Here is a 14,324-nt window from a genome sequence, read left to right on the forward strand (position 1 = left end):
GTCTTGCCGTGGTCAACGTGGCCAATCGTGCCGATGTTGACGTGCGGTTTTGTACGCTCAAACTTTTCCTTTGCCATTCCTCAGGCGCCCTTTTGCGATTTGGGGGACCCTTGGTCCCGTGGTTACATCTGCGCGCGCGAGATATTTGGTTCAAAGGGGAAAATCAAGCACATCCTGAGGGAAATGCGCCGATCACGTTGGATTTTGCGTAACCTCGACAGATTCCAACGGCTGGATCAGGTCCGGCCTTTTGTCAAACCAGCCATTTTCTTCATGTTCTTCAGCCAGCCATTCCTCGACACGGTCGGCTATTTTGAGGGCCAGGCCGCTCATCTGTTCTTCTTTAGTGCGCTCGTGCCCTGACCCTTTTAATGCACTTCCGCCGGTGGTGTCTTCCAGCACCTGGAATTGCTTCCCCTTGGCCAGAAACTCTTTCTTCTTCACGTCATAGACGTTGACCAGCACAATCGCAGTGCTTCTGGGATTGTAAATCACAGGGATCCCCGGCGGAGCCAGCATGTAGCCCTCCAGACTAATGCCGACGTCATATTCCTGCGAGCCGTCGTAACGCCCCAAGCGAATATCAACCGCGTTCTGGATCGCTTTTGTCCATTCTTCAGGTGTGGCGTCCCGCGATACAGGTCCCTGAACGGCCTTGTCCGCAAAGGCATAATTCACACGAAGCTTGAATTCTCCGAGGGATTCAGGCGGCTCATACACCTGTGTCTGTGTGCAAGCGGCCATCAGGGCCAGTCCGGTGATCAGCGTCAGAATGCGCAACATGTCTCGTCTCGATAGGCCTGTTTTTTATTGATCTAGCGCACCGATACGGGTTGTGCCAAGCCGTATCGGCGGAAATTCACCCGCGCTGCTGCGCGATCACGAAAACTTATAGTCACGCGGGAAGCCATAGGGCGGTTTTTTCCCGACGCTGGCCCGTTTTGCCAGCCATTGCGTCATATCCGCCTCATGTCGGGTCTTGTCGCCGCCCATGGACCATTTCAGGCCCTCTTCCCAGTTGAAGGTCGTTACATCCGACAAACCGCCATCCAGCTCGAGCGTTCCCTGCCGGCCACGCGCCATATTGTACTTTTGCAAACGCACGCCTTTTCCGCGCGTCATCTCGGGCAGTTCCTGGGTTGGGAAAACCAGGAACTTTCCGTTTTGCGACACCACGGCGACGTGGTCTCCGTCAACCGGCTTGCAGATCATCGCGGTTTCGTCACCCTTGACGTTCAGCACCTGTTTGCCGTTGCGCGTCTGCGCCAGCACGTCATCTTCGGGCACAACAAAGCCGTTGCCCGCGTCCGAAGCCACCAAAAGCTTGCGCCCCGGCTTGTGGATCAGAATGTCGATGATCTGCGCCTCGTTGGGCAGATCCACCATCAGGCGCAAAGGCTCGCCCATGCCGCGCCCACCCGGCAGGTTGGCTGCGCTGACAGTATAGAATCGGCCATTCGAGGCAAAGACCAGCAACCGGTCGGTCGTTTCCGCGTGGAAGATGAAACGCGGGCCGTCGCCGTCCTTGAACTTCAACTCGCGCTTCAGGTCGATATGGCCTGTCATGGCGCGAATCCAGCCCATCTGAGAGCAGACGACCGTGATCGGTTCCTTGTCGATCATCGCCTCAAGCGGAACTTCCTCGATCTGTCCGGCCTCGGCGAACTGCGTCCGACGCGCACCGCCTTCGTAGTCTTTGCCAAAGGTCTTCTTCGTCTCTCTCAACTGCTCGGCAATCCTGGCCCATTGCAGGGCGGGATCGGCCAGCAGATCTTCGAGTTCGGCGCGTTCTTCCATCAGCGCGTCGCGTTCGCGAACCAGTTCCATCTCTTCCAGACGGCGCAAGCTGCGCAGGCGCATGTTGAGGATGGCGTCGACCTGAACTTCCGACAGTTCGCCCTCGCCCGGCTTGGGCGAGACATAGTCGGCCTCGCTGGTGGCGCGGACATGGGTAATGCCCCAATCCTCGCGCATCAGCGCGGCTTTGGGGTCGTCGTCGTAACGAATGATATCGATCACGCGGTCCAGATTCAGGAAGGCAACGATAAAGCCCTCCAATACTTCCAGCCGGTGGTCGATCTTGGCCATGCGATGACGCGAGCGGCGCAGCAGCACCTCTTGCCGGTGATCGAGGAAGGCGCGCAGCACCTCTTTCATCGAGCAGACCTTGGGCGTCACCCCGTCGATCAGCACGTTCATGTTCAGGCTGAACCGCACCTCGAGGTCCGAGTTGCGATAGAGCATGCCCATCAGCACCTCGGGGTCCACATTCTTGGAGCGTGGTTCGAGGATCAGACGGATGTCATCGGCGGATTCGTCGCGCACATCCGCGAGGATCGGGATTTTCTTGCTCTGGATCAGTTCCGCGATCTTTTCGATCAGCTTGGACTTCTGAACCTGATAGGGAATCTCGGTAACGACGATCTGCCACTGACCGCGGCCCAGATCCTCGACCTCGAACTTGCAGCGCAGCCGGAACGAGCCGCGCCCGGTACGATAGGCCTGGGCGATGTTCTCGGGCGGTTCGACGATCACGCCACCGGTCGGAAAATCCGGTCCGGGGACGTAGTTCAGCAGCGTGTCGTCGCGCGCGTCCGGCGTCTTGATCAGGTGCAGGCAGGCGTCGCAAAGTTCCGAGATGTTGTGCGGCGGGATGTTGGTCGCCATGCCGACGGCGATACCGCTGGCGCCGTTGGCCAGCAGGTTCGGAAACTGCGCAGGCAACACCACCGGTTCGGTCAGCGTGCCATCATAGTTGTCGCGGAAATCCACGGCGTCTTCGTTCAGACCCTCAAGCAGCGCCTCGGCCACGATGGTCATCCGCGCCTCGGTATAGCGCGAGGCCGCCGGGTTGTCGCCGTCGATATTGCCGAAATTCCCCTGCCCGTCGACCAGCGGGTAACGCACGTTGAAGTCCTGCGCCAGGCGCGCCATTGCATCGTAAATCGCGGCGTCGCCATGCGGATGGTAATTGCCCATCACGTCGCCGGAAATCTTGGCGGACTTGCGAAAACCTCCGGTTGCACTGAGTCGCAGCTCTCTCATCGCATAGAGGATTCGCCGGTGCACCGGCTTCAATCCGTCCCGCGCATCCGGCAGGGCACGATGCATGATGGTGGACAGCGCATAGGTCAGATAACGCTCGCCTATCGCGCGGCGCAGCGGTTCTGCCACCTCACCCCCGTGGTCGGGGGCCTCCATGTTGGGGTCGTCGATCGTATCGTTCATATATGATGTGATACGACGCAAGGACGCCTTGGTAAAGCAAGCAACGCGTATTTTACTGGGGACAAGTCGGGCTTTTTGCAACAGGGGGAGGCAAGTCGGTGTTTTCCCCGAATTTTCGACTCTGCCCTTCTATTATGCTACCATTCCAACAATTGAATGATTGCTGCCTATTTTGTTGTTACGATTGAATTGGGGGATGCGCCATGACGCGCCTTGTACTTGTTACCTTCGCCGCACTCGGCTGGACTTTTTACGTGTTGAGCGGAGGCCCCGACTTTGAGCCGCGCGGGGTCCGCAGCGCAGAGCCCGAGCGTGTTGCCAATGCCCCGAGACCTTCAAAGCCAGCTATCGAACCCGCGCCCGCGGAAACGTTGGTCGCGCGTGCTGCGGTGAAGCCCTCGGTGCCGGTCGCACCGGTCACTGAACCCGTCGCCGAGCTGGATGAAGCAGAAACCAAAGCGCTGTTGTCGCAAGTTGCGGCTGGCCTGAAGGCAAACCCTTCGTTGTTCGCTGACGAAAACGTCACTCTGACCCTTGCGTCGCTGGAACAGGGTCTGGCCTCTCTCGAGCAGGTCACCACCGACGCCGAGCTGCCAACGGTTGAACTGCCCGCGCCTGTCGAGGCCGCCAAGGATATCCGCGAAATATCGGGAACCCGCGTGAACCTGCGCGATGGGCCGGGGACGATCTATCCGATCATCGGCAAGGCCAGGATCGGTCAGCAGGTTGAAGTCTTTGGGGATTCAGGTACCGGCTGGTTGCGCCTGCGCGTGTTGCCGGGGCAACAGGTTGGGTGGATTTCGGCATCACTCGTCCGGAAAACAACGAACTGACATCGAAGTGTCATTGCCCTGCCGCAAACCCCGCCATAGCTATGGGCGGGGATCAGGCTCGGAAGGCATATGCAGAAATCGATTCTTATCACGGGATGCTCGTCAGGCATCGGTCTGGACGCGGCACACGGCATGCGTGCACGAGGCTGGCGTGTTTTTGCATCCTGCCGCCAGCAACGCGACTGTGATCGTCTACGCGCACAAGGCTTTGAAAGCCCCAGAATCGATTACACCGACACAGACAGCATCACGTCGGGTTTGTGTTATGTTCTTGAGGCTACAGGCGGCTCGCTGGATGCCCTGTTCAACAATGGCGCACATGGCCTGCCCGGCGCGGTAGAGGATGTTCCGACGGATGGCCTGCGCCATATATTTGAGACCAATGTCTTTGGCTGGCACGAGCTGACCCGACAGGTCATTCCCGTCATGCGGGAACAGGGTCATGGCCGGATCGTGCAGTGTTCCTCGGTTCTGGGTCTTGTCGCCTTCCCGTGGCGCGGCGCATATGTCGCCACGAAATACGCGATCGAAGGGCTGACCGACACGCTGCGGCTGGAGCTTCGGGATACCGACATCCACGTCTCCCTGATCGAGCCCGGCCCCATCACCTCGAAACTCCGGGAAAAGGCGATCCCCATGTTCGAGAAATACATCGACTGGGAAAACTCGGCCATTCGGGAAAAGTATGAAGGATCACTGCTGAAGCGCCTCTACGAAAGCAGTGGGCCAGACCGGTTTGAACTGCCCGCCTCTGCCGTCACGGACAAGCTGGCCCATGCGGTCGAGGCCCGACGCCCCAAACCACGTTACTATGTGACCACTCCGACATACATCGCCGGAATCCTGCGCCGGATTCTGCCTACAAACGCCACTGATCGAATCCTTTCGGATATCTGAGACGATATTTCCCGTTCGCTTTTCGACCTCCGGACGCTAGATGGGTGGTAATCGAAAAAACCGGACGGTGACTTCAAATGGACCTTGTAATGGTCGTTCTTCTTCTGGCCATGGCGGCAGTTGTCGTCGTGCTGGCCTTGGGCATCGCGAATTTCGGCAAAGGCGGCATGGAGGCGGCGAAGAGAAGCAACAAGATGATGCGCCTGCGCATTCTCTTTCAGTTCATCGCCGTGTTGCTGATCGTGCTTTTCGTGTATCTGCGCGGACAGGGAGTTCAATAGATGGTCGTACTCAACAAAATCTACACGCGCACCGGCGATGACGGGAAAACCGCCCTGGGCAACGGAGAGCGCGTGGCAAAATATTCGGGCCGCGTCGCAGCCTATGGCACAGTGGACGAGCTGAACGCTTTTGTCGGCGTGGCACGAACCGAGGCCGAAGGCGATGTCGAAATCGCGCTGTCGCGCATTCAGAATGACCTGTTCGATCTGGGGGCCGACCTCTGCCGACCCGACATGGAAAAAGATGCCGAGGCCGACTATCCCCCCCTGCGCATCGTGTCCGCCCAGATCGACCGGCTGGAAGCCGAGATCGACGCAATGAACGAGGCGCTGGAACCTCTGCGCAGCTTCATCCTGCCTGGTGGCTCGCGTCTGGCTGCACATCTGCATGTGTGCCGCACCGTTTCGCGCCGGGCCGAACGGCTTGCGGTCGAACTGACGAATATGGAACCTGTCAACGACGTGGCGGTCAAATACCTCAACCGCCTCAGCGACTGGTTCTTTGTTGCTGCGCGCTGCGCAAACGCAAACGGCAAAGACGACGTGTTGTGGGTTCCCGGCGCGAACCGCTGATCGCGAAATACAGAGTCGCGGGTAATATTCTTTCGTCTATCTGCAAAAAAATTGCAAAACGCGACGTCCCGACGCCATGACGTGACGATTTTGCTCTGTTGTGCCACTGCGGCAGGCGCTATCTAGTCGGTCGAGAGCATTGGTGGAGTCGCCTTCGCGGCTTACCGTTTATTTGAGGAGAAAGCGCTACAATGAAGGTACTGGTGCCTGTCAAACGCGTGATTGACTACAATGTGAAGGTCCGCGTGAAAGCGGACGGTAGCGGTGTTGATCTCGCCAATGTCAAAATGTCGATGAACCCGTTCGACGAGATTGCGGTAGAAGAGGCGATCCGCCTGAAAGAAGCCGGCAAGGCCGACGAGGTCGTTGCGGTTTCGATCGGCGTGAAGCAGGCGCAGGAAACCCTGCGCACCGCGCTGGCCATGGGTGCGGACCGCGCCATTCTTGTGGTCGCGGCGGATGACGTCCACCAGGACATCGAGCCTCTGGCCGTTGCCAAGATCCTGGCCAAGGTGGTCGAGGAAGAGCAGCCGGGCATCGTGCTGTGCGGCAAGCAGGCGATCGACAACGACATGAACGCCACCGGCCAGATGCTGTCGGCGCTGCTGGGCTGGTCCCAGGGCACCTTCGCATCCGATCTGGACATCGAAGGCGACACCGCCAAGGTCACCCGCGAGGTCGATGGCGGATTGCAGACCATCAGCGTCAAGATGCCCGCCATCATCACCGTTGACCTGCGCCTGAACGAGCCGCGCTATGCCTCGCTGCCCAACATCATGAAGGCGAAGAAAAAGCCGCTGGACGAAAAAACTGCCGCCGATTATGGCGTCGACGTCACCCCGCGTCTGGAAATCGTCAAGACCGAAGAGCCGCCGGCGCGCGCGGCTGGCATCATCGTGGGCTCGGTGGACGAGCTGGTCGAGAAACTCAAAGAAGCGGGGGCTGTGTAATGGCTGTACTTCTGCTTGCCGAAGTGAACAACGGCGAACTGGCGATGGATGCGACCGCAAAGGCCGTGACCGCCGCGAAAGTGCTGGGCGACGTGACCGTTCTGGCCGCGGGTGGCTCGGCCGCTGCTGCCGGTGAGGCTGCGGCCAAGATAGACGGCGTGTCGAAGGTTCTGGTCGCCGAAGACCCGTCGCTGGGCCACCGCCTGGCGGAATCGACCGCGGCCCTGATCGTTGGCCTGGCCGATGGCTACGAGCATATCGTGGCGCCGGCCACCACCGACGCTAAGAACGTGATGCCTCGCGTTGCAGCCCTGCTGGACGTGATGGTGATCTCGGATGCCTCCGGCGTTGTTGACGGCTCGACCTTCGAGCGCCCGATCTACGCGGGCAACGCGATCCAGACCGTCAAGTCGAACGACGCCAAAAAGGTCGTCACCATCCGGACCGCCAGCTTTGACGCGGCCGGCGAAGGCGGTTCGGCCACGGTCGAGACCGTGTCAGTCGGCGAAAACCCCGGCCTGTCGGAATGGGTCGAAGACAAGGTGGCCGAAAGCGACCGTCCCGAGTTGACCTCGGCCGGCGTCGTTGTTTCGGGCGGCCGTGGTGTCGGCTCGGAAGAAGACTTCAAACTGATCGAAACCCTGGCCGACAAGCTGGGCGCCGCGGTTGGTGCGTCGCGCGCGGCCGTTGACTCGGGCTATGCGCCGAACGACTGGCAGGTGGGTCAGACCGGCAAGGTTGTTGCCCCGGATCTGTATGTTGCCGTCGGCATCTCGGGCGCGATTCAGCACCTGGCCGGCATGAAGGACTCGAAGGTCATCGTGGCGATCAACAAGGACGAAGAGGCGCCGATCTTCCAGGTCGCCGATTTCGGCCTGGTCGCAGACCTGTTCCAGGCGGTGCCGGAACTGACCGAAAAGCTCGGCTGAACCGGATATTCCGATTGATCTGCAAAGGCCCGCCAACAGGCGGGCCTTTTTCAGTTCAGGTTCCGCAAAGCGATCAGCAGATGCTCGGCAATTTCTCGATGCGCGGACGGGCCGATCATATGTTCCGCAATCGGCTGCTGAAGCGTTCCGAACATGACATCTTCGAGAGCATCCGATCGAGCGGATACAGCTACCGAAACCTCTACGACATCGGCGCAGAGCGGGCGCAGTTGTTCGATCATGGCGGCGTCGGGCACGATATGGTCGACATGCGATCCGGTTTGCCGCTGCACATGCAACCAAAGCAGCACAACGCCGGGTTCGATCCGTTCTATCAATTCCCCGGTGGCGCGTATCCAGACCTCTCGCAGTTCCTGCGCTACGACTTCGAAACGTGCGTCTTCTGTTGCGCTCAGCTGCTCCAACAGATGGCGCACAAAATGGATTTCCGTGAAGTCAACATCCGGGTACAGCACCAGCAAGTCCGCGGTGGGTTCAAGGAACCGATCGTTGCGACGCGGGTGCACGCGGTAAAACCGGTTCGATTGGCGCAGAAGATCGGGCACCTGCAACACGCATAGGTCTGACTGATTGACCAGATTCAGCACTCCCGGATCAGTGGACAACGCTTCGACTCCGCAAAACAGGCTGCCAAAGTTGACGCATGGCTTTCCCAATCGCTTCTCGAGCACGGCAGGAAACGGGCAATCGACGAATCTGCCGAAAGTTTCCTCTCCTCCCAGACAGGCCACATAGGGTTGGTCCAACGTGCCGGGTGGACCCCGGAACCAAAGTTTCGAATTGGTATACTGGCAGGCGGACTCCCTGCCGCTGTTTGTCTGATGAAAGCTCATATCAAGCCCCCCGTTTTCTCACCCGGTGCCATCTTGCGGCCATAGATATTGAGATTTTCCTAATGCGCGCATTTGAAGCAAAATTGATCGCCGCGATCCTCTTGCCGCCCGCCCCGGTCTGCCGATACTGTCGCGGTATCCTCCAGGGCAAAGGCAGCTGAACATGGAAGTCAAATCGGTCGGTGTGATTGGCGCGGGGCAAATGGGCAACGGCATTGCCCATGTTATGGCGTTGGCGGAATACGACGTCTTGCTGAACGATGTCAGCCAGGATGCTCTGGACAGCGCCATTGCCGCAATCGAAGGCAACATGGCGCGGCAGGCGTCACGTGGCAAAATCACCGACGAAGCGATGAAGGCCGCGCTGAAACGGATTACGACCACGCTTGAGCTGCCGAAACTGGGCCAAACCGATCTGGTTATCGAGGCGGCAACCGAGCGGGAAACGATCAAACAGGCGATTTTCGAGGACCTGCAACCGCACCTGCTGCCGCATACGATTCTGACGTCAAATACATCCTCGATTTCCATCACCCGGCTGGCAAGCCGCACGGATCGGCCCGAACGGTTCATGGGTTTTCATTTCATGAACCCTGTCCCTGTTATGCAGCTGGTGGAATTGATCCGCGGCATCGCCACGGATGAAGAAACCTTCAACGCCTGCAAAGCGGTGGTGGACCGGTTGGGCAAAACGGCCGCCAGCGCCGAGGACTTTCCCGCCTTTATCGTGAACCGGATCCTGATGCCCATGATCAACGAGGCGGTCTACACACTCTATGAAGGTGTGGGGAACGTACAATCCATCGACCAGTCAATGAAGCTTGGGGCGAATCATCCCATGGGCCCGCTTGAATTGGCGGACTTCATCGGGTTGGATACCTGTCTGGCGATCATGAACGTGCTGCATGACGGGTTGGCCGATACCAAATACCGTCCCTGCCCTCTGCTGACGAAATATGTCGAGGCCGGGTGGCTGGGGCGCAAGACCGAGCGTGGCTTTTATGACTACCGAGGCGAAGTTCCGGTACCGACACGCTGAAGGGGGCCAGCCCCCTCGCCCGGACTTTGTCCGGGCTCACCCCCGGGATATTTTGGGCCAGATGAAGACACGGATCAGGTCTGTTCCGACTTGCCCAGAGACATGGTGTGATTTCTGAGCCAGGCCATGAATCCGCGCGGGTCGCGCTCCAACAGCTCCATGTCGCGGTCCGAAATCGGTTCGCCGATCACCGGCGACTGGGGTTTGTTGCAGGATCGGACGATCTCGTGCAGCAACAATCCCTGCCGCAGAATTGCAGAGACGCGGTTGGCGATCTGATACCAGCGCGAATTGCTGCCCGGAAAGAAAATCGGCACCACGCGCGCGCCCGAACGGCGGATCATCTTGGCGGTGAACACGTTCCATTCCCGCTCGATCGCGGGCCCGAACCAATCATCCGAGGACATCACAACACCGGATGGAAACAGCGCCACAACGCCACCGTTCTTGAGATGCTCCATGGCTTTGCCGCGCATTTCCAGCATCTTGGCCTGCGCCTCGGGGTCATGTGGAAACGGAACCGGAATCATGAATGACGTGGCCGCTTCGTCCAGCCCTGTCAGGACCGAACGGGTCAGAATGCGGTAATCACTGCGCACCCGACCGATCAGTTCTGCCAAAATCATGCCATCGACCATACCGTGCGGGTGGTTGGCGACGACGACAACCGGGCCGGTCTTGGGGATGCGGTCAATCTGTTCCTGCGGTGTGGTCAGATCGATTCCCATAGTCTTGAGGGCACCCCCCCAGAACCGCTGGCCGCGATAGTATTCGTTCTTTTTTTCGAACTTGTTGACCATGCGCAAAATGGTCAGCTTGCCTGTGCACCACTCGATGGCCCGAATGGCAGTCGCAGTCCAGGCATCATCGAATGAATTCGCGTAGGTCAGCGTTCTACGGTCGTAGATCTCACCCTGATCTGCGGTTCCATCCACCACCGGGCTTGTCTTGGTCTCGTGCGTTGTTTCCGCCAATTCCTGGTCTTCCCGTTCTTCCTGTCCCGGCGGGGCGTCTTAGAACCCCTCTCCGAACTTGTCGTTCACAAGCGTTTCCAGAGCTTCTGCCAATGCCTCAGCATCCGGCCCGGACGTCTCGACGTCAATAGTTGTTCCGCGCGATGCTGCCAACATCAAAAGGCCCATGATACTGTCGCCTGATGCAGAAAGTCCGTCTTTTGACACCTCAGCATGCGCATCGAACCCCTCTACAACCTCAACCAGCTTTGCCGAGGCCCGTGCGTGCAGGCCCTTTTCATTGATGATTTTCAGGCTTCGGCTCGTCATATTCAATAATCCGCTTTCAATCCAATGTCACATTCTGCGCATTGATGTACTTCCGTCCAGCCTCCATTGCCTGACGGACCGCATCACCAATGGGCAAGTGGCGGCTTTTGGCCAATTTGATCAGCATCGGCAGGTTTGCCCCGTACAGAATACGCCGGTCCTGAGGCGCGCAGGCACGCAGGCTGAGATTCGAGGGGCTGCCGCCAAAGAGGTCGGTGACGACAACGACACCATCGCCGGTGTCCACTTCGTCCGCGGCACGGCAGATTTCGGCCTGTTTTTCGTCCCGGTCATGGTCAGCCTCTATCGCGACCGCCACGAGGCTGGCCTGTGGTCCGACCACGTGTTGCGTGGCGGCCAGGTATTCCTGAGCCAACCCCCCATGTGCAACGATCACAATTCCGATCAATCCGACCTCACATTCAACGACCGACGTTCCATCTCGCGATGCCTAATTGCCACCTGCTGCCCGTCTTCCGCAAGAGCCTTTGCAACGGCTTCTGCCAGGGCAACTGATCTGTGCTGCCCCCCCGTGCACCCAAACGCCACGGAAAGATGCGCTTTGCCCTCGGCCCGAAAGGCCGGCAACAGCAGGGTCAGCAAGCCCAGCACACGTTCAAAAAACGGTAAGTAGTTTGCGTCTGACTGCACATAGTGCGCAACGTCAGGGTGTCGACCATCCGCTGCGCGAAATTCCGGGCGCCAGTACGGATTCGCCAGAAACCTGCAATCGAACACCATGTCCAATCCGCGCGGCAGGCCGCGTTTGTAAGAAAAGGATTCGATGGAAACCGCCAGATGCCGCCCGCCTTGCGGGGCGAACCAGTTCTCGACCTCTTCCCGCAGCTGATGCACGTTCAGAAGGCTGGTGTCGATCAGCGTATCCGCAATCTCTCGTATCGGCGCCAGCAGCTCTTTTTCACGCTGAACGCCGGTTTCCGGGCTGGCATTCTTGGCGACGGGATGCCGCCTTCGGGTTTCTGAAAACCTGCGCACCAGAACATCATCCGTGCAATCCAGATACAGAACCGTCAGATCGACCTGCGCCAACCGGCCCAGCTTTTCAGCCAGTTCTATGAAACCGATCGTCGAGAAATCGCGATTGCGGGCATCTATACCCAAAGCCATCGGACGGTCGCTGTCCGCGCTGTCGAGCAAGCGCAGCAAAAGCCCCATCGGCAGGTTGTCGATGGCTTCAAAGCCCAGATCTTCCAGCACATGAATGGCCGTGGATCTTCCTGCCCCGGAGGGCCCGGTGACAAGTACGATCCGCCTTTGCGATGTCATGTGTTCGGCCATTCCGGGTTTACGCGCCCATTTCCTAGAAGCTGCATCATCGCTACAGCCAAGTTGGGCACGCCCGCACCCCGAAGCAAGGGAACAGTTTGCCTCAGCACGGAAACCGTCAAAGGGTCGGGCAGACGCTGAGTCTCAGGCTGATCCAGATCCACAACGTAATCCAGCGGAACCGGACCACTGGGTTCGGCTTTGATCAAGCCAATCTGGCGCGCCTCGATCAAACCGCGTATCTGCGAAACTGCCGAGGCGATCACCCGGTTCTGCTGCATCTCCAAATTGACGCGGTCATCAGCGACCAGTTCCGCACCGAACGCCATCATTTGCAACGCCAGTCCGGACTTCCCTGTGCCGGACGCACCGATGATCAAAAGCCCGCGTCCGGCAACCGATACGCAGGAGGCATGAACACAGGCGCTGTCCTGATCTTTCGCGAGTGACAACGAATCAATATGCATGGACTTAGACGGGCAACCCCACGACAAAGCGGGCACCCAGAGGATCCGACGTGATATCGGCCTCGGTCGGGCGGATGTTTTCAGCCCAGATCACTCCGCCATGGGCTTCGACAATCTGCTTCGAGATCGCCAGCCCCAGGCCCGAATTATTGCCGAAATGTTCCGCCGGACGCTGCGAGTAGAAACGCTTGAACACTTTGGTAAGCGCCTGTTCGGGAATTCCAGGGCCGGTGTCTTCAACAACGACCAACACACGGTTGTCCCGCTGTCTGACCCAGACGCGAATGGCGTCGTTTTCTTCGCAGAAGGAAATCGCGTTGGTGATCAGGTTGACGAAGACCTGCGCCAGACGCGCTTCCAACCCGTTGATCACAATCGGCTCAGAGGGCAGATCCGTAATGTAATCGATGCCCTTGGAGCGCGCATCCTCGCCCAGATACTGGCCGAGATTGCCCAGCAGCTTGAGCAGGTCAAAGGGCTGCTCTTCTTCCTTGACCAGTTCCGCATCCAGACGCGACGCATTTGATATGTCGCTGACCAGCCGATCCAGACGCCGTACGTCATGCTCGATCACGTCCAGCAGCTTGTCGCGCTGATCCTCGCGCTTGACCATCCGCAGGGTTCCCACGGCGGATTGCAGGCTGGCCAGCGGGTTTTTGATTTCATGGGCGACATCGGCGGCAAACTGTTCGTTTGCGTCGATCCGGTTGTACAGCGCTGTCACCATACCCCGCAAAGCGCGACTGAGACGTCCGATCTCATCAGGACGGGCGCTGAGGTCGGGAATGCGGATGCGCCCGGGATTGACACCCGTGCCCCGGTCTTTGCCCATCTCTGCCGCGGATGCCAGATCGGCCAGCGGGTTGGCAATGGTCGAGGCCAAAACAAGGCTGAGGCCCACGGAAACCAGCAGCGCCACCACGAACATCTGAAGAATGCGCTCCTGCTCGCGGCGGGCAAGCGCGTCGATTTCACCGGCCGGGCCGGTAATGGCCACCGCTCCGGCGGGAACATCCGCATAAAGGATCGGTGCGGCAGCCACGATGACCGTCTCACCCGCGCTGTCCTGTACCGCCTGTACCTGGCTGTTACCGGCAATCGCTTGCGGAATAATGGTCTGAACACGCTGCGCCAACGTCGGTGCCTCGGTTTCAGTTGACCAGTTGAGCAGGTTCGACAAACCTGTCCAGACGGCATTCAGTGTGTCGCTGATCACCGTGCTGCCGGTCTGCATCTCGGCCTCGGATTGCAGAAGAACCGGCATGTCGGAGGCTTGCGGGGCACCACGTGTCCAGCCGATCAACGTGCCGCTGGCGTCATATACAAAAACCTCGCCCCCTTCGGGCAGGGTGAGGCCAGACAAGGTATCCTTGACGTCCAGGTTCCCGGCATTCTGCCCGGATTGCTGTGCGCCCTGACGCAGCTGGGTTTCAAACACGTTGCTGACAAGCTGCGCATCGCCCAGCAGATTGCGGGCGGTCTGCTGAACCTTTTCTTTTCGCGAGTCGTCCAGATACAGCAACCCAGTGACCAGAATCACCAGAGCGATCAAGTTGAACGTGATGATTTTGCGCGCCAGAGGTGAACCACGCAGAGAAAACAGGTTCCTCCGGGATCGCTTTTCCCTCAGCTCCGCTGACTCGGGGTCCTGAGGAATGACCCAGTCATCCCCTAGAACGACGTCACCGTCGCGCATTTCGCTG

The 14,324-nt window shown here is 59.1% G+C and carries 17 protein-coding genes; 8 read left to right on the top strand and 9 right to left on the bottom strand.

Annotated elements, in window-relative coordinates:
- Positions 1-212 (top strand): hypothetical protein (locus AC2FF8_RS17465; RefSeq protein ID WP_217358813.1); only part of this gene is annotated, 212 nt, incomplete at its 5' end.
- On the opposite strand, the gene AC2FF8_RS17470 is transcribed toward AC2FF8_RS17465, so the two are convergent.
- Positions 193-783 (bottom strand): hypothetical protein, encoded by a 591-nt coding sequence (locus AC2FF8_RS17470; RefSeq protein WP_496880337.1) that lies wholly within the window; start codon positions 781-783, stop codon positions 193-195. The genes AC2FF8_RS17465 and AC2FF8_RS17470 overlap by 20 nt on opposite strands.
- A gap of 96 nt (positions 784-879) precedes the next feature.
- A complete protein-coding gene (locus AC2FF8_RS17475) occupies positions 880-3,228 on the bottom strand; it encodes a DNA topoisomerase IV subunit A (protein WP_496880338.1) in 2,349 nt (782 codons plus the stop codon).
- 203 nt (positions 3,229-3,431) lie between these two features.
- Here AC2FF8_RS17475 and AC2FF8_RS17480 point away from each other — a divergent pair, with 203 nt between their 5' ends.
- The 6 genes from AC2FF8_RS17480 to AC2FF8_RS17505 all read left to right on the top strand — a co-directional run bounded on the left by AC2FF8_RS17480 (position 3,432) and on the right by AC2FF8_RS17505 (position 7,691).
- The gene (locus AC2FF8_RS17480; RefSeq protein WP_480685292.1) at positions 3,432-4,061 is read left to right on the top strand and encodes an SH3 domain-containing protein; all 630 of its coding nucleotides are present in this window, start codon (positions 3,432-3,434) and stop codon (positions 4,059-4,061) included.
- Between the two features lie 69 nt (positions 4,062-4,130).
- Positions 4,131-4,958, top strand: coding sequence for an SDR family NAD(P)-dependent oxidoreductase (locus AC2FF8_RS17485; protein WP_496880339.1), 828 nt, complete (start codon positions 4,131-4,133; stop codon positions 4,956-4,958).
- 77 nt (positions 4,959-5,035) lie between these two features.
- Positions 5,036-5,239 (top strand): twin transmembrane helix small protein, encoded by a 204-nt coding sequence (locus tag AC2FF8_RS17490; protein ID WP_170344860.1) that lies wholly within the window; start codon positions 5,036-5,038, stop codon positions 5,237-5,239.
- Positions 5,240-5,812 (top strand): cob(I)yrinic acid a,c-diamide adenosyltransferase, encoded by a 573-nt coding sequence (locus AC2FF8_RS17495; RefSeq protein WP_170344859.1) that lies wholly within the window; start codon positions 5,240-5,242, stop codon positions 5,810-5,812.
- A 191-nt stretch (positions 5,813-6,003) separates the two neighbouring features.
- Positions 6,004-6,762 carry an electron transfer flavoprotein subunit beta/FixA family protein gene (locus AC2FF8_RS17500; protein WP_170344858.1) on the top strand — a complete coding sequence of 253 codons (759 nt, stop codon included), beginning with the start codon at positions 6,004-6,006 and terminating at the stop codon, positions 6,760-6,762.
- Positions 6,762-7,691 carry an electron transfer flavoprotein subunit alpha/FixB family protein gene (locus AC2FF8_RS17505; protein ID WP_170344857.1) on the top strand — a complete coding sequence of 310 codons (930 nt, stop codon included), beginning with the start codon at positions 6,762-6,764 and terminating at the stop codon, positions 7,689-7,691. The genes AC2FF8_RS17500 and AC2FF8_RS17505 overlap by 1 nt, the downstream gene beginning before the upstream one ends.
- A 50-nt stretch (positions 7,692-7,741) precedes the next feature.
- On the opposite strand, the gene AC2FF8_RS17510 is transcribed toward AC2FF8_RS17505, so the two are convergent.
- Positions 7,742-8,545, bottom strand: a complete 804-nt coding sequence (locus tag AC2FF8_RS17510) for a DUF6473 family protein (RefSeq protein WP_496880340.1) — start codon at positions 8,543-8,545, stop codon at positions 7,742-7,744.
- 163 nt (positions 8,546-8,708) lie between these two features.
- Here AC2FF8_RS17510 and AC2FF8_RS17515 point away from each other — a divergent pair, with 163 nt between their 5' ends.
- Positions 8,709-9,584: a 3-hydroxybutyryl-CoA dehydrogenase gene (locus tag AC2FF8_RS17515; protein WP_257600137.1), complete on the top strand. Its 876-nt coding sequence runs from the start codon at positions 8,709-8,711 to the stop codon at positions 9,582-9,584.
- Positions 9,585-9,658: 74 nt separating this feature from the next.
- On the opposite strand, the gene AC2FF8_RS17520 is transcribed toward AC2FF8_RS17515, so the two are convergent.
- Genes AC2FF8_RS17520 through AC2FF8_RS17545 form a run of 6 tightly spaced genes read right to left on the bottom strand, consistent with a single transcriptional unit; the run spans position 9,659 to position 14,317 of the window.
- On the bottom strand, positions 9,659-10,558 hold the full coding sequence (locus AC2FF8_RS17520) for a lysophospholipid acyltransferase family protein (protein ID WP_170344855.1): 900 nt from the start codon (positions 10,556-10,558) through the stop codon (positions 9,659-9,661).
- 39 nt (positions 10,559-10,597) lie between these two features.
- Positions 10,598-10,867 carry an HPr family phosphocarrier protein gene (locus tag AC2FF8_RS17525; protein ID WP_152457104.1) on the bottom strand — a complete coding sequence of 90 codons (270 nt, stop codon included), beginning with the start codon at positions 10,865-10,867 and terminating at the stop codon, positions 10,598-10,600.
- 16 nt (positions 10,868-10,883) lie between these two features.
- Positions 10,884-11,276 carry a PTS sugar transporter subunit IIA gene (locus AC2FF8_RS17530; RefSeq protein WP_152457103.1) on the bottom strand — a complete coding sequence of 131 codons (393 nt, stop codon included), beginning with the start codon at positions 11,274-11,276 and terminating at the stop codon, positions 10,884-10,886.
- Positions 11,273-12,154 carry an RNase adapter RapZ gene (rapZ, locus tag AC2FF8_RS17535; protein ID WP_170344854.1) on the bottom strand — a complete coding sequence of 294 codons (882 nt, stop codon included), beginning with the start codon at positions 12,152-12,154 and terminating at the stop codon, positions 11,273-11,275. The genes AC2FF8_RS17530 and rapZ overlap by 4 nt, the downstream gene beginning before the upstream one ends.
- Positions 12,151-12,606 carry an HPr kinase/phosphorylase gene (locus tag AC2FF8_RS17540; protein WP_496880341.1) on the bottom strand — a complete coding sequence of 152 codons (456 nt, stop codon included), beginning with the start codon at positions 12,604-12,606 and terminating at the stop codon, positions 12,151-12,153. The genes rapZ and AC2FF8_RS17540 overlap by 4 nt, the downstream gene beginning before the upstream one ends.
- A 19-nt stretch (positions 12,607-12,625) precedes the next feature.
- A complete protein-coding gene (locus AC2FF8_RS17545; RefSeq protein ID WP_170345114.1) occupies positions 12,626-14,317 on the bottom strand; it encodes a sensor histidine kinase in 1,692 nt (563 codons plus the stop codon).
- Positions 14,318-14,324 lie beyond the last annotated feature (7 nt).

The organism is Ruegeria sp. YTSA144, from assembly GCF_059610125.1.